Raw genomic sequence first — 23601 nt, 5'->3', positions numbered from 1 at the left:
CGCGCCCCATCGATCCCGCGCCAATGCGGTCTACGGTATCTGGCGCATCGCGAATTGCCAGTTTTGGTGGAACAACCGCCGCCAAGAAAAGTTTGCCTCAAAACCAACTCGAGGCGGCGGACGATGTTATTCTCTGCGAACCAGGGTGTGTTGAGCACCCCACCCCGGATCTATTATGTCAATCCACTCCTACTTCAGGGTATCGATGCGTGGCGCGAGGTTTTCGACCATGCGGCGGATACCGGTTTCGACCGCGTGCTGACGGCACCTCTCTTCGATCGGGGCGGGGAGCGCAGTATCTTTGCATCCCAGGATCTAAATCGCCTTGATCCTCAACTGTCGCTCGGAAGCGCAATCGAGGACGGGGTGGGACGCCTGGCGGAGGCTGCCCGCAAGAGCGGCGTCGCCTTGATGATGGACCTGATGCTCGACGGCAAGGCCCAGAATTCCGAGGCGGGCTTTCGCCCCGTCGACCCAAGACGCTCACCATTGGATCCGGCAGAGCCGATGATCGCGATGGAGGCGGAGTCCCGGCTGTTGGAAGAGTGGACAGAACGGTTGCAAGAACTTGCCGGTCTCGGCCTCTCCGGCTACCGGACCCTCGGGATCGATCGCATTGCGCCGGCGGTTTTCAAAGCGCTGATTGCGGCGGTGCGCGAGAAGGCGGACGCGCAATTCTTCGCCTGGACGCCCGGCACTGATTTTGGAGCCAGAGTCGCGGTCAAGAATACAGGCTTTGATGGATGTTTTTCATCGATGGCCTGGTGGGATTTTGACGAGAGATGGTTCGTCGAAGAACACCGCGTCCAGAAGCAGCTTGGCTGGCAGATCGCTTTTCCGGAGCCGCCATTCGCCAGGCGGATCGCGCACGGAACCGAGAGCCGCGAAATCGTTGAACGGCGCGCCATAAGGGCGCTACGCCTAGCTGCCTCGCTCGGCGGCGGCCTGATGGTTCCGATGGGCTTCGAATATGGCGCAGCCGCGCCGCTTGATCCGACCCATGGGAACGGAACGGGTTTGCGGGGGCTGCGTCATGACCTCGCTTTCGATATCTCCTCCGAAATTCGCCTTGCGAACACCGAGGTCGGCAAGGCTCCCTCTGCGCTTGCCTCGCTTCGGCTCATCCGCAACGCCAATGGACCTGTCTCTGCGCTGCTGCAATCGGCGGCGGAAGACCTTCGCGGCGCCGAGAATGTGCGGTTCATCCTGCTCAACAGGGACCTTCGGAAAAGTGCGCCCGCTCCGGTAACCGCACTGCGTGAAGCGGCCTCCGGTTTTCTTCCCGCCGCAGCCGACGGTACGGCTCTGCGACTGCGGGCAGGGGAGACCCTGGTGGTCGAATGCAAGGCGCCGGCTCCGATCACATCGCGGCCGATCCTCGATGTCGAGCAGGCGGTCGCTTCGCCGCGCCTCGCGATCGAGCGCATCATGCCGCGGGTCGATGACGGGCGCTTTCCCGTGAAGCGGGTGGTCGGCGACATCGTCACCGTGGAGGCGGATATATTCGCCGACGGCCACGACCCGATCGCCGCGGTCCTGCTCTGGCGGCCGCTCGATGCGGCGGACTGGAACGAGACGGAGATGCAATTGGTCGAGAATGACCGCTGGCGCACCGAATTCCTATTGGAACGGGTCGGACGCTATGAGTTTGCCGTCGAGGCATGGAAGAACCCGTTTGCGATTTTTCGCTACGAACTGATGAAGAAGAACGATGCCAGGCTGGATCTGAAGCTTGAGCTCCAGGAGGGGATAGAGCTCGTCCGTTCGGCCGAGATCCATGCAGGTGACACGCTCCGCGCCGAATTAAAGGCGCTGCTCGCCAATCTCGAAAGCGCCTCAGATGCCGAGCGTACGGCGATCCTGCTCGATGCCGGAACATCTGAATTGATGAACAAGGCGGACAGGCGGCCGTTTCGGCTTCGCTCGACGGCAAGCGCCGTCGATGCCGAACGCAAGGAGGCTGCCTTTGCCAGCTGGTACCAGATCTTCCCGCGCTCGCAGAGCGGCGATCCGGACCGGCACGGCACGTTCGAGGACGTCATTCCTCGACTGCCCGCCATCCGTGACATGGGCTTCGACGTGCTCTATTTCCCGCCGATTCATCCGATCGGTTCGACCAACCGGAAAGGCCGCAACAACAGCCTGAAAGCCGCGCCCGACGACCCCGGAAGCCCCTATGCCATCGGCTCCGAGGACGGCGGCCATGACGCCATCCATCCCGAGCTCGGCGAGTTCGAGGATTTCCGGCGGCTGGTCGAGGCGGCAGGGCGGCATGGCTTGGAGATCGCTCTCGACCTCGCGATCCAGGCGTCGCCGGATCACCCTTGGCTGAAGGAGCATCCCGGCTGGTTCGACTGGCGTCCCGACGGCACGATCAAATATGCCGAAAACCCGCCGAAGAAATACGAGGACATCGTCAACGTCGATTTCTACACAAAAGATGCGCTGCCTTCACTATGGGTGGAGCTCAGGGATGTCGTCCAGCTTTGGGTGGACCAGGGCGTCAAGCTGTTTCGCGTCGACAATCCGCACACAAAGCCCTTTCCGTTCTGGGAATGGCTGATCGGTGATATCAGGGCCCGTCATCCCGATGTCGTCTTCCTGTCGGAAGCCTTCACCAAGCCGAAGGTGATGTATCGCTTGGCGAAGATCGGCTTCTCCCAGTCCTACACCTACTTCACCTGGCGCAATGCCAAGTGGGAACTTGAGCAATATATGCGGGAGCTGACAGAAACGGCGCCGAAGGAATTCTTCCGTCCGCATTTCTTCGTCAACACGCATGATATCAATCCGGATTTCCTGCAGAACGCCCCGCGCCCGGCCTTCCTGATCCGCGCAGCACTTGCTGCCACGCTTTCCGGATTGTGGGGCGTCTATAACGGCTTCGAACTTTGCGAAGGGCGTCCCGATGCCAAGCGCAAGGAATATGCCGACAGCGAGAAGTATGAGATCCGCGCCTGGGATTACGACCGTCCAGGCAATATCATCGCCGAGATCAGGATGCTCAACCGCATCCGGAACGAAAATCTTGCCCTGCATTCGCATCTCGGGCTAACGCTGCTAAACGCCGCGAACGACAACATTTTGTTCTTCGAGAAGGCGAGCCGCGCCCGCGACAATGTTTTGTTGATCGCCATCAGTCTCGATCCACACAACTTTCAGGAAAGCGACGTCGAGCTGCCGCTCTGGAAGTGGTCGCTCGGAGACGGCGGAGCGCTCGACGCCGAAGATCTGGTCACTGGGCATCGGTTCAGATGGAATGGCAAGTGGCAGAGAGTGAGCTTCAACCCTCAGATCCTGCCCTTTGCCATCTGGCGCGTTCGCGTAGCGGAGGCATGAATGGACACGTTGAATCCTGATGGTATGAACCAGCCGCTCTGGTACAAAGACGCTATCATCTACCAGCTGCACATCAAGTCGTTCTACGACGCCAATGGTGACGGGGTCGGCGATTTCGCCGGCCTGCACCAGAAGCTCGATCACATCGCAGCCCTCGGCGTCAACGCCATCTGGCTGCTGCCCTTCTTTCCCTCACCGCGCCGAGACGACGGTTACGACATTGCCGATTACGGCAATGTCAGCCCCGACTACGGGACGATGGAGGATTTCCGGGCTTTCGTCGACGCCGCCCATCAGCGCAATATCCGCGTCATCATCGAGCTCGTCATCAACCATACCTCCGACCAGCATCCCTGGTTCCAGCGCGCGCGCCAAGCCCCGGTGGGGTCGCCGGAGCGCGACTTCTACGTCTGGTCGGACAGCGACCAGAAATTTCCTGAAACCCGCATCATCTTCCTCGACACGGAAAAATCCAACTGGACGTGGGATGCCGTTGCCGGCGCCTATTATTGGCACCGCTTCTATTCCCACCAGCCCGATCTTAATTTCGACAGTCCTCTCGTCATGGAGGAACTGCTGAAGGTGATGCGCTTCTGGCTGGAAACCGGTATCGACGGGTTCCGTCTCGACGCCATTCCCTACCTTGTCGAGCGCGAGGGAACGATCAACGAAAATCTTCCCGAGACCCATGCGATCCTCAAACGGATCCGCGCCGCCCTCGACGCCACTCATCCCGGCGTGATGCTGCTTGCCGAGGCTAATCAATGGCCAGAGGACACGCGCGAATATTTCGGTGAGGGCGACGAATGCCATATGGCCTTCCATTTCCCGCTGATGCCACGCATGTATATGGCGATCGCCAAGGAAGATCGGTTCCCGATTACCGACATCCTGCGCCAGACGCCCGAAATCCCCGAGAATTGCCAATGGGCGATCTTCCTGCGCAATCACGACGAGCTGACCCTCGAAATGGTGACCGACGCCGAGCGGGACTATCTCTGGGAGACCTATGCATCGGACAAACGCGCCCGCATCAACCTCGGCATCAGGCGGCGGCTGGCGCCGTTAATGGAGCGCGACCGCCGGCGCATCGAACTGATGAACGCGCTTCTGCTCTCGATGCCCGGAACACCTGTCATCTATTACGGCGACGAGATCGGCATGGGCGACAACATCTATCTCGGCGACCGGGACGGGGTGCGGACGCCGATGCAATGGTCGCCGGACCGCAATGGCGGCTTCTCACGCACGGACCCGGCTCGTCTCGTCCTCCCGCTGATTGCCGATCCGCTATACGGTTACGAGGCGGTCAACGTCGAGGCCCAAAGCACTGATGCCCATTCTCTGCTCAACTGGACGCGCAAGATGCTGGCGCTGCGCGGCAGGCATCCGGCCTTCGGGCGCGGCTCGTTGCGTTTCCTCTCGCCTGAGAACCGAAAGATTCTCGCTTATCTGAGGGAATATGACGGCGAGACGCTGATGTGCGTCGCAAACCTTTCCCGGTTGCCTCAGGCAGTCGAGCTCGACCTCTCGGCTTTCGAGGGCCATGTGCCGATCGAGCTGACCGGTATGTCGCCCTTTCCGCCGATCGGGCAGCTGACCTATCTCCTGACATTGCCGCCCTACGGCTTCTTCTGGTTCCAGCTGGAGGCCGATGCCGATCCGCCGGCATGGCGCACCGCGCCGCCCGAGCAATTGCCCGACCTCACGACGATGGTCATTCGCCGCGGCCTGCTCGATCTCGTCGATGAGCCGCGGCTGGGACGCGTCCTCAGCAACGAAATTCTGCCGGCTTACCTCGCCAGGCGCCGCTGGTTCGGGGCGAAGGACCAGCCGCTCCAGGCGGCGCGGCTGATCTCGGCAACACCGATCCCCTTTGCAGATGGTGTCGTTCTCGGCGAATTGGAAGCGGTGCTGCCGGATCATACCGAATCCTATCAGCTGCCGCTCGCGGTCGCGTGGGACGATGCGCAACCCTCTGCTTTGACGCAGCAGCTTGCGCTCGGGCGGATTCGCCACGGCAAGCGGGTCGGCTTCCTGACGGACGGGTTTGCCGTAGAGCCGATGGCGCGCGGCGTCCTGCGCGGGCTTGCCGACCGTTCCAGCATAACCGGGCGTACCGGCACGCTCGAATTCCTCGGCACCGAGCGGCTCGACCGGCTTAATATCACCGACGATATGCCAGTCCGTTGGCTTTCAGCCGAACAATCCAACAGCTCGATGATCGTCGGTGACGTCGCAATGATCAAGCTAATCAGACATATTTTCCCCGGCGTCCATCCGGAAGTCGAGATGACACGGTTTCTCACCAGCGCCGGTTACGACCACACCGCGCCGCTGCTTGGCGAGGTGGCGCACACTGATTCCACCGGGCGTCGCTCGACTTTGATCATCGTTCAGGGCGCCATTCGCAATCAGGGCGACGCCTGGAACTGGATGTTGAGCAATCTGCGCCGCGCGGCCGACGAGCTCGTGATGAACGATCCGGCGGTGGAACCAGGTGATGATGTCTTCCAGTCACTGATCAGCTTCGTTGGAATGGTGGGCCTGAGGCTCGGCGAATTGCATGTTGTCCTCGCGGGGGAGAGCGCGGACGAGGCGTTCAACCCTCTCATCGCCGGCGACGGCGAGGTCAAGGCTATCAAGAAGGCGGTGGCGGGCGAAATCGCCTATGCGATGTCGAAGCTTGCCGAACGCGAGGAAAATGCCGATCCCGCGGTCGATCTGCTCGCTCACCCGCTTTTGGAGCGCCGCGCCGAACTCGTCGAGCTTGGCGCAAGCCTGGCGGAGAGCACTCGCGGCATGTTGATGACGCGTACGCATGGCGATTTCCATCTTGGCCAGATTCTGGTCAGCGAAGGCGATGCCGTCATCATCGACTTCGAAGGCGAGCCCGCAAAAAATCTCGCCGAGCGTCGAGCCAAGACCGTTCCGCTCCGCGACGTCGCCGGGCTTTTAAGATCACTGAACTATCTCGTCGCCACCGCGCAGCTCGACAATGACGCGGTTACCGAACACGAGAATGAGGTGCGACGGGACGCCATCGCCCGCTTCGGGCGCGGTGCCGAGGAAGCCTTTCTCAATGCCTATTGGCAGGAGGTCGCCGCATCGAAGGCGCTCGCTATGCCGCCCGACCAACGACGGAGGGTCCTCGATGCCTTTCTTCTCGAAAAGGCTGCCTATGAAATCGCCTACGAAGCGCGCAACAGGCCGAAGTGGCTGCCGATCCCGCTCGCCGGCCTTACCGAAATCGCATCGCGCTTAGCGGGGGTAACGGCATGAATGTTGAACGCATGGAACTTCTCGCAGGCATTGGACAGGATGCGCTTTGGGCTCTGATAGAGGGCCGCCACGGCGATCCCTTTTCGATCCTGGGTCCTCACGAAAGCGGCGGCATGACGATCGTGCGGGTATACCTGCCTGGCGCCGAAGCGGTCGATCTCATCGATACGACAAGCGGCCGGGTGGTGACGCCGTTCAGTATCGCCCACCCGTCCGGCCTGTTTGCCGCGGCGGCCGCCTCTAGGACGGGATACCGGCTGCGGATCACATGGCCCGATGCGGTCCAAATCACCGAGGACCCCTACAGTTTCGGTCTGCTGCTCGGAGAGCTAGATCTGCATCTGATATCGGAGGGTACTCACTATAGTCTGAGCCGGACGCTCGGCGCGGTGGCGATGTCGATCGACGGGATATCGGGCGTTCGTTTCGCCGTGTGGGCTCCAAATGCGCGCCGCGTCTCGGTCGTCGGCGACTTCAACGCCTGGGATGGGCGACGAAACCCGATGCGGCTGAGACAGTCGGCGGGGGTCTGGGAGCTGTTTATCCCCCGGCTGGCCCCCGGCGAAAGATACAAGTTCGAGATCATCGATGCGCACGGGACCTGCCTGCCGCAGAAGGCCGATCCGGTCGCGAGGGCGAGCGAGGCCGCTCCGTCCACCGCCTCCATCGTCGCATCGTCGACGCCCTTCCGATGGAATGATGACCGCTGGATGAAGGGCCGGTCCCGACAAGACAGGCTCGAGGGCGCGTTCTCCGTCTATGAGGTACACGCCGGCTCCTGGCTTCGCGATCAAAAAGACGGCAACAGGTCGCTCGACTGGGTCGAACTCAGCCAGCGGCTGGTTCCCTATGTCAGCGACATGGGCTTTACCCATATCGAGCTGCTTCCGATCATGGAGCATCCGTTCGGCGGGTCCTGGGGCTATCAGCCGCTCGGCCTGTTCGCTCCCACTGGCCGATATGGGACGCCTGAGGACTTCGCCTATTTCATCGACCGGTGCCATGGCGCCGGGGTCGGCGTCATCCTCGACTGGGTACCGGCCCATTTTCCCACAGACGTCTGGGGGCTTGCCCGCTTTGACGGCAGCGCGCTCTACGAACACGAAGATCCGCGCGAAGGCTTTCACCGCGACTGGAACACGCTGATCTACAATCTCGGCCGCAACGAGGTGAAAGGGTTCCTGATCGCCAGCGCGCTGGAATGGCTGGAGCGCTACCATATCGACGGGTTGCGGGTCGATGCCGTTGCCTCGATGCTTTACCGCGACTACAGCCGCAACGAGGGCGAATGGATTCCCAACCAATATGGCGGCCGGGAAAATCTGGAATCTGTCGAATTCTTCAAGCACCTGAACAGCATCATTCATGAGCGCTGCCCGCACGCGATAACCATCGCCGAGGAATCGACGGCCTGGCCCGGGGTGACGAAGCCACCGGAGCAAGGGGGGCTGGGCTTCGACATCAAATGGAACATGGGCTGGATGCATGACAGCCTGAGCTACATCGAGAAGGATCCGATTTACCGGAGCTACGCCCATGGCACGATGACCTTCGGAATGATCTATGCCTATTCCGAACGCTTCATTCTGCCGATCTCACATGACGAGGTCGTCTATGGAAAGGGCTCGCTGCTGACGAAGATGCCGGGTGACGAATGGCAGAAATTTGCCAATCTGCGCAGCTATCTCGCCTTCATGTGGGGTCATCCCGGCAAGAAACTGTTGTTCATGGGGAGCGAAGTCGCACAGCCGGGCGAGTGGAACCATGATGGTTCGGTGAGCTGGGATGTGCTGGACCGGCCTCAGCATGTGGGGATTCAGCGGCTGGTGAAGGATCTGAACGGCCTCTACGCGGACGAGCCGGCATTGCAGTTCGGCGACTTTCATCCCGAGGGCTTCGAATGGGCGGCCGCCGACGACGCCGTCAATTCCGTCCTCGGGATGCTCCGTTATGCGCCCAATCGCGCTTCGTCGGTGCTGGTCATGTCGAATTTCACGCCGGTGCCGCGTTACGGCTACAGGATCGGTGTGCCCAGCGACGGTGTCTGGATCGAGCGGATGACGACGGACGCGCGGGAATATGGCGGCTCGGGCCTGGTCAACGGCGCGGTGTCGACTGAACCCGTGCCCGCCCACGGCAGGCCCGTCTCCCTGTCGCTGACACTGCCGCCGCTATCGACGATTTTTCTGAAGGGGCCGTCACGCTGACGGCGCGGCCGCGGAACGGTTATCTCGGTCACGGTTCCACCGTCACCTGAGATAGTGAATATGCGGGCGCGAATGATAGCGAGAGGTTTCGATGCGGGCCTCGACGGAAAAGACATTTCTGAGAAGGTCCTCGCTCAACACGTCCTGCGGTGCGCCGGAGGCGACGATTCTGCCCTGCTGCATGATGATCAGCTGGTCGCAGAACATGGCGGCATGGTTGAGATCGTGCAGGGCGACGATGCTGGTGATCGGCAGGCCGGAGACGAGCCGCATCAGGCCGATCTGGTGCTGGATGTCGAGATGGTTCGTCGGCTCGTCGAGGATTAGTTCCTGGGGCGACTGAGCGAGCGCCCTCGCGATATGGGTGCGCTGCTTTTCGCCGCCCGAGAGATTCTGCCAGCGATCGTCGCGCTTCTCCGCCATGCCGGCGCGCGCCAGCGCCTCTTCGACTGCCTCTTCGTCGGCCCTCGTCCAGCCCGAGAACATCGACCGGTGCGGAAACCTTCCGAGCTTGACGACGTCGACGACCTTCAGATTGGCATTCGTCGTGGCATGCTGCTCGACGAAGGCGATCCGCCTGGCAATCGAGCGGCGGCTGATGGTACCGATGTCGCTGCGGTCGAGCGTGACCCGGCCGGAATGCGGCCGCTTGAGTCCAGCCAGAAGCCGCAGGAGTGAGGTCTTGCCCGAGCCGTTCGGCCCGAGCAGGCCGAGCATCCTGCCGGGGGGCGCTTCCAGGGAAACGCCATCGAGAATGGTCTTCCTGCCAATTTTCCAGGTGAGGTTGTCGGCCTTGATGCTCATGACGCGCGCTGGAACCGGTAGAGGATGATCGAGAAGAAGGGAACGCCGACCAGCGCCGTGACCACGCCGATCGGCAGGATCTGGTTGGGAATGAGGGCGCGGGCCGCGATGTCGGCGAGCACCATGAAGATCGCCCCCGCGATGGCGCAGGCCGGCAGGAGGCGGATATGGAGCGGTCCGACGACAAAGCGGGCGACATGCGGCACGACGAGGCCGACGAAGCCGATCGACCCCACCATGCTGACGATCGTCGCCGTCATCATCGCCGTCAGCGCGAAGAGCACCATGCGGGCGCGGCCGACATTGACGCCGAGCGAGGATGCCGCCTCGTCGCCGAAAGCGAAGGCGTCGAGCACGCGGGCATAGAACAGACAGGCGGCGAGGCCGAACCCGACGACGATCGAGACCAGCGCGAATTCCGGCCAGCGCACGCCGCCGAAACTGCCGAGCAGCCAGAACATGACGTCGCGCGCCTGCTGCGCATTGGCCGAGGTGGTGACGATATAGGAGGTCGAGGCGTTGAAGAGCTGCGATGCGGCTACACCGGCGAGAATGGTGCGGTCCGCCCCGCCGCGCGTACCATTCGACAGCAGTGCGACGAAGAAGAAGGCTGCGAAAGCCCCGGCAAAGGCGCCGGCCGATAGCGATACCGCGCCCGAGCCGACGCCTAAGATGACGATCGCGACGGCGCCGGTGGAGGCGCCGGCGGAGATGCCAAGCACATAGGGTTCGGCAAGCGGGTTGCGCAGCAGCGACTGCATGATCGCGCCCGACAGCGCAAGGCCCGCGCCGCAGAAGGCGGCGACGAGCGCCCGGCTCAGGCGATAATCCCAGATGACGGTCTCGTGGATGCGGTTCAGTTCGACCGCGGACCATCCGAGCCGGTTGGTGACGGCCGAAAAGGTGGTCGCCAGCGGGATCGGCAGGTCGCCGATCCCGACGCTGACACCGACGGCGACAGTGATGAGACAGAGGGAGGCAAGCAGCAGTGCCGTGACTGCTCCCAGTTGCCGGAAGAGACTGCCCGCTTCCGTCACTTCAGCAGACCGAGAGCCTTTAGCTGCTCGGCCACCTGCTCGGCGCCGTAGATCGTGCGGATGGTCGGGTTCATCGCTTGGCCGTCCATGACGACGATCGCCTTGTTCTTGACAGCCGGGGTCTGGCTGACGGCCGGGTCGGTGTTCAGGAACTTGATCTTGGCCTCCGGCTTGTCGAGTTCCCAACGGTTGCGGTCGAGGCTGGCCACGACGATCACGTCAGGATTGGCGGCGATGATGCCTTCCCAGCCGATCGTCGGCCATTCCGCTTCCGCTGATATCGCATTGTGTCCGCCGAGCAGGTCGGCAATGAAGCCGGAGGCGCTGTTCTTGCCGCCGACATAGGCATCGGCCGACGGGCTGGGGCTCGAGAACCAGAAAACATAGGACAAGTTCTTGCCGTTCTTGGAAACGCCGGAGCGAAGCTTGGCCTCACGCGTCTTGAAGTCGGCGATCAGCGCTTGGCCGCGATCGGCGACGTCGAAGATCTGCGAGAGTTCGTCGATCTCCTTGTAGAGAAGATCCATGTTCCACAGCTCGCCGCGGCTGCCATACTGGTCCTTGACGTCCTTGGTGCTGAGGCAGGTGCTGGGCGAGAGATAGGTCGCGACGCCGACCTTGTCGAAATCCTCGCGCTTGGCGATCTTGCTGTTCGGCCCGACCAGGCTCGGCAAAGCCACCGCGACGAAGTCGGGATTTTCGGCGAGCATCGATTCGAAGGTCGGCATCTCGACGGTCAAAAGCTTGACCTTGGCATTGGCTTCTGCGAGCTGCGGCAGGACCTTGCTCGGCCAGAACGCTGTGCCGGCCATCTTGTCCTGAAGGCCGAGCAGCAGCAGGATTTCAGCGCTGTTCTGGCCGAGACCGATCGCCCGTTCGGGCGCCTTCTGGAAAGTCACCTGCGCGCCGCAGTTTTCCAGAGTCAGCGGGTAGGTCGTCGAACCGGCCAGAGACGGATTTGCGGCAAGGCCGATCATGGCGGAGAGGCCGCAGGCGGCCAGAAGCGATTTGAGGCTGGTCACGTAGAGATCCCGGTGCATGAGTGTGTACGGCCGGGGTATAGCCACAGGAGCCGCCGAGAAACAAGACCAAATGGATCAACTTATAGCAAAAACCGGCAGCGCTGAACATTCTCCCTGATGGCGCACTACCGAAGCGTGTCTCGATTTCAAGTTCTATCGGTGTTCGAGAAACTCCCGGATCGTCTGCGAGAGCGCTTCAGGATTCTCTTCGGCCACGTGATGGCCGCTGTCTATGCCGCAGCCGTGCACGTCATCCGCCCAGTTCCGCCAGATGGCGACGGGATCGCCATAGATCTGCTCCATGTCGTCGCGTAGCGACCAGAGACAGAGCATGGGGCAGGTCACTTTCCGGCCGGCGTCGCGGTCCTCGCGGTCGTGGAGATGGTCGATGCGGAGGCCGGCGCGGTAGTCCTCGATCATCCCATGGATCGCGGCTGGATCGCGGACGACGTCGACGAGGTCGTCATAGGCTTGCCTTCCCATCAGCGCTGGCGAGAGTTTGTCATACCACGCGAGGGGATCGGCCAAGATCGCCCGTTCCGGCTTTTCCGGTTGAGCGAAGAAGAACCAGTGGTACCAGTCTCTCGCAAATTTCCAGTCGGCGCGTTCGAGATGCTCGATCACGGGGATGCCGTCGGCGATGATGAGTCTCTGCACACGGTCGGGATGATCCATCGCCATGCGGAAGGCAGTCAAGCTTCCGCGGTCGTGACCGACCACCGCGAAGTTCTCGTGCCCCAGTCTCAGCATCAGTTCAACCAGGGCTTCCGCCTTTGCGCGCTTCGAAGAGTTGCGGCTGTCGGGAGCATCGAGCGGCTGGTAGGAGCGGCCGAAACCGGGAAGGTCGGGGCAGACGACCGTGAAATGGGGCGACAGCAGATCGGCCACCTTGCCCCAGGTCATATGTGTCCTGGGATGGCCGTGGAGAAGCAGAACGGCCGGTCCCGTTCCGCCGTGACGGACGCGAAGCGACCCCGGCCCGGCGTCGACGGTATCGAGAGAAAAGCCTTCGAACATGCTCAGCTGAGCTTCCCCACACGCTTGGCATAGTCTGAAAACGTGGCCCCTTCACCCTTCCGACCGGCTTCGCTGGCAAGCTGCAGCACGCGGATCGGAAACAGGATCGCCGCCCGGTTGGCGCCTGACAGCTCGTGGTCGTCATCCTCCTCGATCGCCTCTTGAGCCTTCGAGAGCGCAGCGTCGATCTCCTCGCGCGTGAGCAGTTGCTTATCGACGATCGCATCACATATCGAGGCCATCGCCATGATCAGGCCCTTGAGCTGCAGATTGGCGGTATTCATGAGAACTCCCAGGTGAAGAAAGGATTTCTAGTCCGGTTCGACCGGCCGGATCGTGTCGACGGAGACCGTACCGTCGAGGATGCCGCGCTTTATATCACGTCTGTTCCGATCGATTTCGATCACGGTGTAAAGCTTGTCGTCGCGGAAGGCGCTGGCATTGACTGTCGTCACATCCTCGGCGGGCGCTGCGTCGACTTCCATGAAGTCAAGTTCGCGCGCCGCGGCGACGATCCTGGCATCGCCTGGCGTTCTCGCGGCGACGACGACGGTACCATGTCCGGGGGAATTGTCCCATCTCGGATCGTCGGGTGCGGCGATCGGCTCCAACCGGTAGATGTTGAGCATCTCGCCGCCAGCGCCGGGCGACGCTTGCGCCGCCGCATCCTCAATTTGCGCCTGGCTCTCGACCGACTTTCCGAAGGTGGTCGGGCTGGTCGCGTTGTTGATCTCTTCCTTGCCTGTCCTTGAGACGTTCGACATGTCGCTCTCCATTGTCTGGATGGAAACGACAGCCGGCAGCAAAGTGTTCCCGCGCGAAAAACCGCAAATTCCACCGAGACGGTTTACGGCGAGCATTTCCGATATCTGCAACTTACAGGCTCATTTTGGGCGGTGAATCATGTTAGGATGCACGCGGGACGGCCCATACCATTTTCTGAGTTGAGCACTAAATTACCAGTCGTCGAACAGGGGGATTTTCGTGAGCAACCAAACCAGCGAATTCGCGCGCGACAGCGTTGCGATAGACAGCCTCAATGGGCATGACCACAAAACGATGGCATTCGACGACGCCAGCGCGCTTCTGGAAGTCCTTGTCTCGGTCAGACGCGGCGACTTTTCCGTACGGATGCGGTCCGACCTGACGGGTCTCACCGGCAAGGTCGCCGATGCCCTCAACGACATCATCGCCGCCAATCAGCGCATGGCCCAGCAGCTCGAGCATGTCGGGCAGGTGGTCGGCCGGGACGGGCGAACGAGCACACGCGTACGCTTCGGCCTGTCGGACGGCTCCTGGTCCGAAATGGAAGGATCGATCAACGGTCTGATCGACGATCTCCTATGGCCGACGACCGCCGTCACGCGCACGATCACGGCCGTCGCTAAGGGAGATCTCTTGCAGACCGTGCCGCTGGATGTCGACGGGCGGCCGCTAAAGGGCGAGTTCCTGCGCTCGGCCGACATCGTCAACACGATGATCAAGCAGCTGAGCGTCTTCACATCGGAAGTGACACGCGTCGCCCGCGAGGTCGGCACCGACGGAAAACTCGGCGGCCAGGCGCAGGTGCCGGAGGTGACGGGTGTCTGGAAGGATCTCACCGAAAGCGTGAACTCGATGGCGTCGAACCTGACGGCGCAGGTGCGCAACATCGCGGAAGTGACGATCGCCGTTGCGAATGGCGATCTTTCCAAGAAGATCACCGTCGACGTGCGCGGCGAGATCCTGCAGCTGAAGGAGGCGATCAACACCATGGTCGACCAGCTCAGGTCCTTCGCCTCGGAAGTGACCCGTGTCGCCCGCGAAGTCGGCACCGAAGGCAAGCTTGGCGGACAGGCGCTGGTGCCGGGCGTAGCCGGCACCTGGAAGGACCTGACCGACAGCGTCAACGCCATGTGCGGCAACCTGACCGCCCAGGTCCGCAACATCGCTCAGGTGACGACGGCCGTGGCGCGCGGCGACCTGTCGCGCAAGATCACCGTCGACGTCTCCGGCGAAATCCTGGAGCTCAAGGAAACCATCAACACGATGGTCGACCAGCTGAACGGCTTTGCCGGTGAGGTGACGCGCGTGGCGCGCGAAGTCGGCACCGAAGGTCGGCTCGGCGGACAGGCGCAGGTGCCCGGCGTGGCAGGCACCTGGAAGGACCTCACCGACAACGTCAATTCCATGGCCTCGAACCTCACCGCGCAGGTGCGCAACATCGCCGAGGTCTCGACTGCGATCGCCAATGGTGACCTGTCGAAGAAGATCACCGTGACGGTGTCGGGGGAAATCCTCGAGCTGAAGGAGACCATCAATACGATGGTCGATCAGCTAAATGCCTTCGCTTCAGAAGTCACCCGCGTCGCTCGCGAAGTGGGCACGGAGGGACGGCTCGGCGGTCAGGCCAATGTGCGCGGCGTCGCCGGCACCTGGAAGGATCTGACCGAGAACGTCAACTCCATGGGCGGCAACCTGACGGCGCAGGTGCGCAATATCGCGGAGGTCTCGACTGCGATTGCCAATGGCGACCTGTCGAAGAAGATCACCGTCGACGTGAAGGGCGAGATCCTCGAATTGAAGGAAACCATCAATACGATGGTGGACCAGCTGAATGCCTTCGCTTCGGAAGTGACCCGCGTCGCCCGCGAAGTGGGCACGGAGGGCCGGCTCGGCGGCCAGGCCAATGTGCGCGGCGTCGCCGGCACCTGGAAGGATTTGACCGACAGCGTCAACTCCATGGCTTCCAACCTGACCGGGCAGGTGCGCAACATCGCCGAGGTCGCGACCGCCGTGGCCCAGGGAGACCTGTCCAAGAAGATTACCGTCACCGTGTCGGGGGAAATCCTCGAACTGAAGGAGACCATCAACACGATGGTCGATCAGCTCAACGGCTTTGCCGGCGAGGTGACGCGCGTGGCGCGCGAGGTCGGCACGGAAGGGCGGCTCGGCGGCCAGGCGAACGTGCTCGGCGTCGCCGGCACCTGGAAGGACCTGACCGACAGCGTCAATTCCATGGCCGGCAATCTGACGGCGCAGGTGCGCAACATCGCCGAAGTCTCGACCGCAATCGCCAATGGCGACCTGTCGAAGAAAATCACGGTGTCGGTCTCGGGTGAAATCCTCGAGCTCAAGGAAACGCTGAACACCATGGTCGATCAGCTGAACCGGTTCGCCTCGGAAGTGACGCGCGTCGCCCGCGAGGTCGGCACCGAAGGCAAGCTCGGCGGCCAGGCGCAGGTGCCGGGTGTCGCCGGCACCTGGAAGGACCTGACCGAAAACGTCAATTCCATGGCCTCCAACCTCACCGGCCAGGTCAGAAACATCGCCGAAGTCACGACGGCCGTGGCGCGCGGCGACCTGTCGCGCAAGATCACCGTCGATGTGAAGGGCGAAATTCTCGAACTGAAGAACACCATCAACACGATGGTTGATCAGTTGAACGCCTTTGCCGGCGAGGTGACGCGTGTCGCCCGCGAAGTCGGCACCGAAGGCAAGCTCGGCGGCCAGGCGCAGGTCTCCGGCGTCGCCGGCACCTGGAAGGATCTGACCGACAGCGTCAATTCCATGGCCGGCAACCTGACGGCGCAGGTGCGCAACATCGCCGAAGTGGCGACCGCGATCGCCAACGGCGACCTGTCGCGCAAGATCACCGTCGACGTGCGCGGCGAAATCCTGTTGCTGAAGGATACTTTGAACACCATGGTCGATCAGCTTCGCTCCTTTGCCGGCGAGGTGACGCGTGTGGCCCGTGAAGTCGGCACCGATGGCAGGCTCGGCGGTCAGGCGGTCGTTCCCGGCGTCGCCGGCACCTGGAAGGACCTGACCGACAACGTCAACCTGCTTGCCGCCAATCTGACGACCCAGGTTCGAAACATTGCCGAGGTGACGACGGCCGTGGCGCGCGGCGACCTGTCGCGCAAGATCACCGTCGACGTGAAGGGCGAGATCCTTGAATTGAAGAACACCATCAATACGATGGTGGACCAGCTCAATGCCTTTGCCGGCGAAGTGACGCGTGTTGCCCGCGAAGTCGGCACCGAAGGCAAGCTCGGCGGCCAGGCGCAGGTGCCCGGTGTCGCCGGCACCTGGAAGGACCTGACCGACACCGTCAACGTCATGGCCGCCAACCTGACCGAGCAGGTCCGCGGCATCGTCAAGGTGGTGACGGCGGTGGCGAACGGCGACCTCAAGCAGAATCTCACCGTCGCATCCAAGGGCGAGGTGGCCGCTCTTGCCGAAACCATCAACAACATGACCAACACACTCGCGACCTTTGCCGACCAGGTGACCACGGTGGCACGCGAGGTGGGCGTGGAAGGCCGCCTCGGCGGTCAGGCGAACGTTCCGGGTACCGCGGGAACCTGGAAGGATTTGACCGGCAACGTCAACCTGCTTGCCGCCAACCTGACGACACAGGTGCGCGCCATCGCCGAGGTGGCGACCGCCGTCACCAAGGGCGATCTGACGCGCTCGATCAAGGTCGACGCGCGCGGCGAAGTGGCCGAGCTCAAGGACAACATCAACACGATGATCGACAACCTCCGGCTCACCACCGAGCGCAACACCGAGCAAGACTGGCTGAAGACCAACCTGGCGCGCTTCACCAACATGCTGCAGGGACAGCGCGACCTGACGCTGGTCGGCAAGATGCTACTGTCGGAGCTGGCGCCGCTGGTCGGCGCGCATCAGGGGGTCATCTACCAGGTGGATGCCGACGAGCGGCAGCCGGTCTTGTCGTTGCTCTCGGTCTACGCGAAAGGCGGCGAGGCGGCGCATCCGGCCCGGCTCGAATTCGGCCAGGGACTTGTCGGCCAGTGCGCCAGCGACGCCCGCCGAATCCTGGTCACCGACCTTCCCGATAACGTCGTTCCGATAAGCTCCGGCGTGTTCACGACCCTGCCGAGAAGCGCCATCGTGCTGCCGGTGCATTTCGAGGGGCAGGTGAAGGCGGTAATCGAGCTTGCTTCGGTAGGCGAATTCACCGAACTGCAATTGTCTTTCCTCGACCAACTGACGACATCCATCGGCATTGTCCTCAACTCGATCGAAGCGACCATGCAGACCGAAGGCCTGCTCAAGCAGTCCCAGCAGCTCGCCGCCGAGCTTCAGACGCAGCAGCGCGAACTGCAGCAGACCAACGAGCAGCTCGGGCAGAAGGCGCAGCAGCTGGAGGAACGCAACGTCGAAGTCGAGGCGAAGAACCAGGAGATCGAACAGGCCCGGCGCGCGCTGGAGGAAAAGGCAACCGAGCTCGCGCTCACATCGAAGTACAAATCCGAATTCCTCGCCAACATGTCGCATGAGCTGCGCACGCCGCTGAATTCGATCCTCATCCTCGGCCAGCAGCTGGGAGAAAATCCGGATGGCAACCTGTCTGGAAAACAGGTCGAGTTCGCCAAGACGATCCACGGCGCGGGAACCGATCTCCTGAACCTCATCAGCGACATCCTCGACCTGTCGAAGATCGAGTCCGGAACGGTTTCGGTCGATGCCGAAGAGATCTTCGTCAGCAACCTGCTTGAGATGATGGCGCGGCCATTTCGGCACGAGGCAGAAAACCGGAGCCTGTCGTTCGCAGTCGAGGTCGGCGCCGATGTCGCAAAGAGCCTCATCACGGATTCGAAGCGACTGCAGCAGATCCTCAAGAACCTGCTGTCGAATGCCTTCAAGTTCACCGCGCAGGGCGGCGTGACGCTTCGCGTTGCCTCGGCGACGAGCGGCTGGTCGTCCGATCATCCCTCGCTCAGGCACGCGCCTTCGGTGATCGCCTTCGAAGTCGTCGATACCGGCATCGGCATCCCGCCTGAAAAGCAGCGCATCATTTTCGAGGCGTTCCAGCAGGCGGATGCCTCGACAAGCCGCAAATATGGCGGCACTGGCCTCGGCCTGGCGATCAGCCGCGAATTGGCGAACCTCTTGGGCGGCGAGATCCAGCTGCGCAGCACTCCCGGGGTCGGCAGTACCTTCGTCCTCTACCTGCCGCTCACCTATGTCGGCGCCGGCGCGGTTGCGCCAAAGTCCGTTCCGCCGGCAAATGTCGTGGAATTCGCCGAGGCGGCAGCAAACCGCCGCGCCGAGAAGACCATCGAACATGTCGAAGACGATCGCCACCAGATAACGGCCGGCGACTCGGTGCTGCTCGTCGTCGAGGACGATGCGCATTACGCCCGCGTCCTGGTGGACCTCGCCCGCGACAACGGATTCAAGGTTCTGGTGGCGATGCGCGGCAGCGATGCGCTCGCACTCGCTCAGGACTACAGGCCGGCGGCGATCTCGCTCGACATCTTCCTGCCCGACATGCTCGGCTGGACGGTGCTAAGCCAGCTCAAGCAGAATCCGCAGACGCGGCATATTCCGGTCCAGATCATCAGCCTCGACGAGGATCGCCAGCATGGGCTCACCCGCGGCGCCTTCGCGTTCATGAGCAAGCCGACGACGCCGGAAGGGCTCGGCAAGGCGTTGGCGCGATTGAAGGCCTATGCTGAGCCGCGCCGCAAGCATCTGCTGCTCGTCGAAGACAATGAGGCCGAGCGTCTGAGCGTCACTGCTCTTCTCGGGCACGACGACATCGACATCACCAGTGTCGGCTCCGGATCGGAGGCTCTTGTCGCTCTTCGGCAGAATGCCGCCGACTGCGTGGTGCTCGACCTTTCGCTTCCCGACATGTCCGGCTTCGACGTGCTGGAGCAAATCCGCGACGATGCCGAGATCGGCGAGGTGCCGGTGGTCGTGTTCACTGGCCGGGAGCTTTCCGCCGAGGAAGATGCGACGCTGCACAGCATGGCCCGCAGTGTCGTGGTCAAGGGCGTCGAGTCGCCCGAGCGCCTGCTGGATGAGACCGCCCTGTTCCTGCATCGGGTCGTCGCCGACCTGCCGGCCGCGAAACAGGCGACGTTGCAGGAACTGCACAGCTCCGATGAGGATCTGGTCGGTGAGACCGTGCTGCTCGTCGACGACGATGCCCGCAACATCTTCGCGCTGAGCAGCGTCCTCGAACGCCGGGGCATGAAGGTGCTGACCGCGACGACAGGCAGCGAAGCCATTGACGTCATCAACAACGAACCTTCTGTCGCAATCGTGCTGATGGATATCATGATGCCCGGAATGGACGGCTACGAGACGATGCAGGTCATCCGTTCGGAGCCGCGCTTCCGGCGGCTGCCGATCCTGGCGCTGACGGCAAAGGCGATGAAGGGCGACCGCGAGAAATGCCTGGAAGCAGGCGCCTCGGATTACCTGGCCAAGCCAGTCAATACCGAACAGCTGCTATCGGCTCTTCGCATGTGGCTGCATCGCTGAGGATCTGGCCATGAACCCCGTCAACATCCTCCTCGTCGACGACCAACCGGCAAAACTCCTGAGTTACGAGGTCATTCTCGAAGAGCTCGAAGAGAACCTTATCAAGGCGCAATCCGCTCGCGAAGCCTTCGAACATTTGTTGCGCACCGAAATCGCGGTAATCCTCGTCGATGTCTGCATGCCCGAACAGGATGGGTTCGAACTCGTCAGCATGATCCGGCAGCATCCGCGCTATCAGAACACGCCGATCATCTTCGTTTCCGCCGTGATGCTGGCGGAACCGGACCGGCTGCGCGGTTATGCGGTGGGCGCCGTCGACTACGTCTCCGTCCCGATCGTCCCCGAGGTGCTGAGAGCCAAGGTGCGGGTCTTTGCCGATCTCTACAGAAAGACGCGGGAGCTCGAACGCCTGAACGTTGAGCTGGAGGCGCGCGTTCGCCAGCGCACCGCTGAGCTCGAGGCGTCGGCAGCGCAGTTGCGTGAGCTCAACGAGGAACTCGAGCACCGAATTGATCAAAGGACGCGGGAGCGCGAAGAGGCGCTCGCACAGCTGTTCGAGGCGCAGAAGCTCGACACGATCGGCCACCTGACGGGTGGCGTCGCCCACGACTTCAACAACCTCCTGATGGCGGTTCTCGGCAGCCTGAACCTTCTGAAGAAGCGGCTTCCGGCCGATGAACGCAGTGAGCGGCTGGTGACGAACGCGATCCAGGCGGCCGAGCGCGGTACCGCGCTGACCCAGCGCCTGCTTGCCTTCGCTCGCCGCCAGGAGCTCAAGCCGCAGGCGGTCGACTTCTTCAGGCTGTTTGAAAATGTCGAAGATCTTCTCGCCAAGGCGGTGGGGCCGCGCATCGAAATCCGTAAAAGCATCCCGGTGGATCTGGCACCCCTCCTGGTCGACAGCAACCAGCTGGAATTGGCGCTGCTCAACCTGTTCGTCAATGCCCGCGATGCGCTCGAAAGCGGCGGAGCGGTGACGGTTGCCGCGGCGGCTGCCGAAGAAGCCCGGCCGGCCGGCCTCGCGGGCGGAAATTACATCAGGATATCGGTGTCGGACGATGGCGAGGGTATGGACGAGGCAACGGTCTCGCGTGCCGCCGAACCGTTTTTCACCACCAAGGGGGTCGGCAAGGGTACCGGTCTAGGGCTGTCCATGGTTCATGGTCTGGCGGCGCAATCCGGCGGCTCTATCCAGATATCGAGCGTCAGGGGCAAGGGCACGACCGTTTCCCTGTGGCTTCCCGTTGCCGAGACATTCGTCAAGGTGCAGCCTCCCGTTGAGCCTCCGGCGACGGAGCCTTTGAAACCGGCGTCGCGGCCGCTTGCCATTCTGGTCGTCGACGACGATGCCCTTGTCAGGACGGGAACCGTGGCGATGCTGGAGGATCTCGGGCACTTGCCGCAGGAAGCGTCTTCCGCTTCCCAGGCTTTGGAGTTCTTTGCCGATGGGCAGGGTTGCGATCTCGTCATCACCGATCATGCCATGCCGGGCATGACGGGCGCCGAGCTTGCGCGTCACCTTCGCTCTTCCTTTCCAGGCCTGCCCATCATCCTTGCCTCGGGCTATGCCGAGTTTTCCGAAGATCACGGCCTCGGCCGGATGCTGCGGATGAAGAAGCCATTCACGCAGGAACAGCTTCAGGCGGCCATGGATCAGGCGCTCTCGGGCAAAGTCGCGGCGGCCTGACGATCAAAGCGTAAACATGCCGAGCGGCCATCCTGGTGACAGCGGCCGCTTTCGTGCGTCCGCTTGCGGACGAAACTTTTTGCTCCCGCAAAAGTTACCCAAATCGCATCCCAATTTCATCGAAGGCTTTCCCTTGACCAAAATGACTTTCGGCCCCGCATTCACCGAAGAGGGCATTCTGTTTCGCCTCTGGGCTCCCTTGCATGAAAGCGTGTCTCTGAAGCTGGAAGGTGCTGGCCTGCGCCCAATGCAGGCGGCTGGGGACGGTTGGCACCGCTGCACGGTCGCGCAAGCCCGTGCCGGTACGCTTTATCGCTTTGTCCTGCCGGACGGTTCCGAAGTTCCCGATCCCGCCTCGCGGTTCCAGCCACAGGATGTGCATGGGCCGAGCGAAGTGGTCGACCTTTCCTTCTATCGCTGGAAGACGAGTGACTGGACGGGTCGGCCTTGGGAAGAGATGGTCATCTACGAGATGCATATCGGCTGCTTCACGCCGGAGGGTACTTTCACGGCCGCGATCGAGCGGCTCGACCATCTGCAGGCGCTGGGCGTTACGGCACTGCAGATCATGCCGCTGAGTGAATTTCCCGGCCGTTACAGCTGGGGTTATGATGGCGTGCTTCCCTATGCTCCGGACAGCAGCTACGGCCGGCCGGAAGATTTCATGGCGCTGGTGGACGCAGCGCACCAGCGCGGCATCTCGGTTTTCCTGGACGTGGTCTACAATCACTTCGGGCCTGACGGGAACTATATCCCCTCCTATGCGCCGCTCTTTACCGACCATCACAAGACGCCCTGGGGCAACGGCATCAATTACGATGGCGACGGATCTGAGATGATCCGTGAGTTCATCATCGAGAACGCCATCTACTGGTTCACCGAGTTCAGGCTCGACGGTTTCCGCTTCGATGCCGTCCACGCCATCAAGGACGACAGCGCCGAGCATCTGCTCCATGCGCTTGTCCGCCGCGTCAGGGCCGCCGCCGGCGACCGGCATGTGCACCTGATCGTCGAAAACGAGGAAAACGACAGCGAGTTGTTGGAGCGTGACGAAGACGGGGAAGTGAGACTGTTCACCGCCCAGTGGAACGACGATGTCCACCATGTGCTGCATATCACTGCCACCGGCGAAACCTTCGGCTATTATGCCGATTACGCCGGTGACGCCGGCAAGCTCGGCCGAGCGCTGGCGGAAGGCTTCGTGTTTCAGGGGGAGCACATGCCCTACCGCGGCGGAAGCCGCGGCAGGCCGAGCGTCCACTTGCCGCCCACCGCTTTCATTTCCTTCATCCAGAACCATGACCAGATCGGCAATCGGGCGCTGGGGGACCGGGTTCTGGCTTCTAGCCCAGCTGATGTTGTCAAGGCCGTCGCCGCCATCTACCTGCTGGCGCCGGAGATTCCGATGCTGTTCATGGGGGAGGAATGGGGCGCCAAAGAGCCTTTCCCCTTCTTCTGCGATTTCGACGAGGATCTGAACGAGAAGGTCAGGAAAGGCCGTCGCGAGGAGCTTTCCCGTCTGCCGGGCTTCGACGCCGACGACCTTCTCGACCCGACGGCACCATCGACCTTCGCCGCCGCCAAGCTGGACTGGTCGAAGCTCGCCTCTTCCGAGGTCCTTGGCTTTTACAGAACGCTTCTCGACCTCCGACACCGAAGGATCGTGCCTTTGCTGAAGGGTGCCGGCGCCGGAAGCGCGGTCTATCGCTCGGCGGGAAGCGCGCTCGCGGTGGATTGGACCCTGGCGCAACACCGGCGTCTTCATCTGCATGCCAACCTCGGCTCCGAGGTGGCGCCGCTTATCTCGCAGCAGGACGACGTCGAGACGATCTACCGTCTCGGCGGCAGCGACGGCGGCAATCTCGCGCCCTGGACGGTGATCTGGAAGATCAGCGAGGCGTGACGGCGTGCTGACAGGAAGG

General features: G+C 62.4%; 12 protein-coding genes. 6 read left to right on the top strand and 6 right to left on the bottom strand.

All coding sequences use genetic code 11. The features are described 5' to 3' along the window. The first annotated feature begins 123 nt into the window (after positions 1-123). The 3 genes from G9X64_RS02750 to glgB are packed head-to-tail and all read left to right on the top strand — an operon-like array spanning position 124 to position 8828. Positions 124-3339: an alpha-1,4-glucan--maltose-1-phosphate maltosyltransferase gene (locus G9X64_RS02750; protein WP_171375891.1), complete on the top strand. Its 3216-nt coding sequence runs from the start codon at positions 124-126 to the stop codon at positions 3337-3339. Further along, positions 3340-6621: a maltose alpha-D-glucosyltransferase gene (gene treS, locus G9X64_RS02745; protein ID WP_168315995.1), complete on the top strand. Its 3282-nt coding sequence runs from the start codon at positions 3340-3342 to the stop codon at positions 6619-6621. Beyond that, positions 6618-8828, top strand: coding sequence for a 1,4-alpha-glucan branching protein GlgB (gene glgB / locus G9X64_RS02740; RefSeq protein ID WP_168315996.1), 2211 nt, complete (start codon positions 6618-6620; stop codon positions 8826-8828). Before treS ends, glgB begins: the two co-directional genes overlap by 4 nt. Positions 8829-8870: 42 nt before the next feature. Here the strand turns inward: glgB and G9X64_RS02735 are convergent, their stop codons facing one another. The 6 genes from G9X64_RS02735 to G9X64_RS02710 form a co-directional block, all read right to left on the bottom strand. Continuing rightward, the gene (locus G9X64_RS02735; protein ID WP_168315997.1) at positions 8871-9632 is read right to left on the bottom strand and encodes an ABC transporter ATP-binding protein; all 762 of its coding nucleotides are present in this window, start codon (positions 9630-9632) and stop codon (positions 8871-8873) included. Then, on the bottom strand, positions 9629-10669 hold the full coding sequence (locus G9X64_RS02730; protein WP_168315998.1) for a FecCD family ABC transporter permease: 1041 nt from the start codon (positions 10667-10669) through the stop codon (positions 9629-9631). The genes G9X64_RS02735 and G9X64_RS02730 overlap by 4 nt, the downstream gene beginning before the upstream one ends. Beyond that, the gene (locus G9X64_RS02725) at positions 10666-11691 is read right to left on the bottom strand and encodes an ABC transporter substrate-binding protein (RefSeq protein ID WP_168315999.1); all 1026 of its coding nucleotides are present in this window, start codon (positions 11689-11691) and stop codon (positions 10666-10668) included. Before G9X64_RS02725 ends, G9X64_RS02730 begins: the two co-directional genes overlap by 4 nt. A 153-nt stretch (positions 11692-11844) precedes the next feature. Further along, on the bottom strand, positions 11845-12708 hold the full coding sequence (locus G9X64_RS02720; protein ID WP_168308294.1) for an alpha/beta fold hydrolase: 864 nt from the start codon (positions 12706-12708) through the stop codon (positions 11845-11847). Positions 12709-12710: 2 nt separating this feature from the next. Next, on the bottom strand, positions 12711-12992 hold the full coding sequence (locus G9X64_RS02715; RefSeq protein WP_168316000.1) for a hypothetical protein: 282 nt from the start codon (positions 12990-12992) through the stop codon (positions 12711-12713). 27 nt (positions 12993-13019) lie between these two features. Further along, the gene (locus G9X64_RS02710; protein ID WP_171375952.1) at positions 13020-13484 is read right to left on the bottom strand and encodes a hypothetical protein; all 465 of its coding nucleotides are present in this window, start codon (positions 13482-13484) and stop codon (positions 13020-13022) included. Positions 13485-13692: 208 nt separating this feature from the next. Here G9X64_RS02710 and G9X64_RS02705 point away from each other — a divergent pair, with 208 nt between their 5' ends. From G9X64_RS02705 to treZ, 3 genes are all read left to right on the top strand, one after another. After that, the gene (locus G9X64_RS02705) at positions 13693-19992 is read left to right on the top strand and encodes a HAMP domain-containing protein (RefSeq protein ID WP_168316001.1); all 6300 of its coding nucleotides are present in this window, start codon (positions 13693-13695) and stop codon (positions 19990-19992) included. Positions 19993-20002: 10 nt separating this feature from the next. After that, positions 20003-21679 carry a response regulator gene (locus G9X64_RS02700; RefSeq protein ID WP_168316002.1) on the top strand — a complete coding sequence of 559 codons (1677 nt, stop codon included), beginning with the start codon at positions 20003-20005 and terminating at the stop codon, positions 21677-21679. 133 nt (positions 21680-21812) lie between these two features. Then, positions 21813-23582 carry a malto-oligosyltrehalose trehalohydrolase gene (treZ, locus tag G9X64_RS02695; RefSeq protein ID WP_168316003.1) on the top strand — a complete coding sequence of 590 codons (1770 nt, stop codon included), beginning with the start codon at positions 21813-21815 and terminating at the stop codon, positions 23580-23582. The last annotated feature ends 19 nt before the right edge of the window (positions 23583-23601 follow it).

The organism is Rhizobium sophorae, from assembly GCF_013087515.1.
In the GTDB taxonomy this organism is placed as follows: Bacteria; Pseudomonadota; Alphaproteobacteria; order Rhizobiales; family Rhizobiaceae; genus Rhizobium; species Rhizobium sophorae.
This window is presented reverse-complemented; position numbering and strand designations above follow the sequence as displayed.